General features: G+C 64.5%; 2 protein-coding genes and 1 pseudogene. 1 reads left to right on the top strand and 2 read right to left on the bottom strand.

Going from position 1 to position 2,421, the window contains the following annotated elements; translation table 11 throughout:
- Window positions 1–1,166: 1,166 nt before the first annotated feature.
- Entirely contained in the window at window positions 1,167–1,496 is a 330-nt protein-coding gene (locus ACTWPW_RS63790; RefSeq protein ID WP_443174975.1) for a hypothetical protein, read from the top strand.
- A 235-nt stretch (window positions 1,497–1,731) separates the two neighbouring features.
- On the opposite strand, the gene ACTWPW_RS63795 is transcribed toward ACTWPW_RS63790, so the two are convergent.
- Window positions 1,732–2,163, bottom strand: coding sequence for a hypothetical protein (locus ACTWPW_RS63795; RefSeq protein WP_443174976.1), 432 nt, complete (start codon window positions 2,161–2,163; stop codon window positions 1,732–1,734).
- Window positions 2,160–2,421, bottom strand: a pseudogene (locus ACTWPW_RS63800) (IS5/IS1182 family transposase); the annotation flags it as partial. The gene ACTWPW_RS63795 and the pseudogene ACTWPW_RS63800, both read right to left, overlap by 4 nt.

Here is a 2,421-nt window from a genome sequence, read left to right on the forward strand (position 1 = left end):
GCGGTGGTGGCACAAGGAAGTCCGATCCGTGTCACTAGGAACACCGCTCGACACCTTGATCCTTAACGTCGTCCGAGGCCAGGGTGGTGCGTGTCACCAGTGGCGACACGAACTGCGGAACCCGGGCCGGAGAAGTTGGATGAAGAGGCATGGGAGGCGACGTGGGATGACATGTACACCAACAGGATCTCGCGTGCGTTCTTGCTGGCAGCCAAGATCACTGGCGTGGTGTTCACTCCCAGCGTCCTCGACAGGCCCGTACTCGTCGGCGCCATCAGTCAGTGATCACGAGGGGCGTGCACTGATGCCGCGGATGGCTACCAGGGCTTCCCGGCTTTACCGCCATCCGAGGTTCAAACCGCCGAGCCTCTGCAGGTGGAAGGCCCTTTCTCCCGAGAGATCCGCGGTTCCTGGGGGCGATCGTGGCTGGCCCTGCCTCGCGGGATATATGCGGGATGATCTTCCCTGGTAGAGGACGGGTGAGAGCCGTACCCTGAGGTCGGACACCTGATGTAGTCGGGAACGTCAGCCCGCTGTAAAACCGCCAGCTCAGCCTACGCAAGTTCGAACCTTGCACCTGCCACCAGCAGTAAGTGCATCTCAGCGGGCGGTCGCGAGTTGATGTCCCTTTGATCGCTTGTCCTGCGTGAGGTGGGCTGGTCGAAGCGGGCAGCGCGGGGTTACGGGCGTGGTTGAGCGAACAATCCCAGCTCGGTTTCGGTGAGAATGCGGAGGCTGGCTTGGACCAGGCTCTTGCGGCCGTCCGGTTCGGCGACACTCGGGTGGTGCCCGCGCCCATCCCATGGTGTCGCAGGTCGCAACTTGATCTTATAAGTTGACATAACATCAATTATCAAGCATGCGCGATAGGGGCAGAAGCGGCCTGCACATACTCAGTGCCGCCGCGAGTATTGGCGCTGCGGTGACCAAAGCAGCGCCGGACTCGTCCCGATCATGTGCCGTCGGTACTGAGGACAACAGGGAGAGCGGCCACGCGTTGGGCAACCGGTCTGGCCACACATGATCATTGTGGAAGGTCTGGTACCGGCCAGGGCGGAAGTGTCCTTCCTCGGTTGGCCGCTTGGAAGGCGCTGGTGGCCGACGGTACGGTGTGCGCGTACCAGGATGGAGGTCATCGGTGTCCACCCCCGCATCACGATGACGACGTGGCGCTGATCCCTCGTCCGCCGCTGACGACGGCTGCGTTGCGAGCTGCGGTGGCGCAGATCGCGCCGGCCTATCTTGGTCAGTTCGTCGACCATCTCGACCAGGCGACAGAACAGGCCGCGCGGCAGGGCACCGTCGCGCCTCTGCATGGATTCCTGGCGCAATGGGGCGAGTTCGTGGCGATCCACCGCTACCCAGCGAAAGCGGCACGGCTGCGTGAATCGGAGCAGCAGGTAGCCGCTGCCACGGACCGGCAGGTGGTGACGGCGGTCCTGGCCCAGATCAGGGAGATCACTGCCGCCGCACGCCGTGACGCTACCGGCGAGTGAGGCCTGGGCCTGGGAGTACGACCCGGACCAACAATGTGTTTTATGAAGCACAAGCCGATAGGGCTAGGAGTGCCCTACGCACACTCCTAGCCGAAGCAAGCATCGGCTCAACGGTAACCCCAGGCGCGATGGGCCCCTGCCCGAAAACACGCTCTCAGAGGGCGGTTCGTAAGTTGATGTCCCTTTGATCGCTTGCGCTGCGTGAGGCGAGCAGGTCGAAGCGGATAGCTCGGGGTTATGGGCGTTGTTGAGCGAACAATCCTGGCTCGGTCTCGGCGAGGATGCCGAGACTGACCAGGCGTTTGAGCTTGGCTCGGGTGTTCTCGACGTTCCTTCGCGCCAGAGGCAGGTCCAGGGCCAGGCAGAGGTCGCGAGCGCGCATGGGCTGTCCGGCGTCCGCCAGGATGGTGAGGATCTGCTGGTAGACGGGGTGGTCGGGGAGCACGGGAGCCGGTTGCGGCGGGGGTGCCGGGTCAGGCTCCTCGGCGAGGGCGAGCAGCGTCTTGCGGGTGATCTTCAGGTGCTCGATATCCTGATCGAGGTCACGCAGGCGGGCGGTCAGTTCGTCGATCTGGGAACGCATCTGCTCGGACTGTCCGGTCAGCGCCTTCTCGCGAGCGTCGATCCGTTCCAGCAGCCAGGTGCCGGGATCGGAGTGCCCGCTCACGTGTCGCGCCAGGCAGGGGTGGAGGTACCGGTCAGCCGGCGGGTCATCACATCGGTCATCGCCCAGTACACCCGCGATTCGGAACTGGCCGGATCATGTTCGTAGTCGCGCACCAGGCGTCGGTGCAAGGACATCGTGCCGTAGGTCTGCTCCACCACCCACCGCATGGGCTGGGGGACGAACCCGGCCCCGGCGGGGTTACGCTCGACGATCTGCACGTCGATGCCGTGGGTGGCGCCGTGGGCGGCCACGCTGCTC

This window comes from Nonomuraea sp. KM90, assembly GCF_052246675.1.
Lineage (GTDB): Bacteria > Actinomycetota > Actinomycetes > Streptosporangiales > Streptosporangiaceae > Nonomuraea.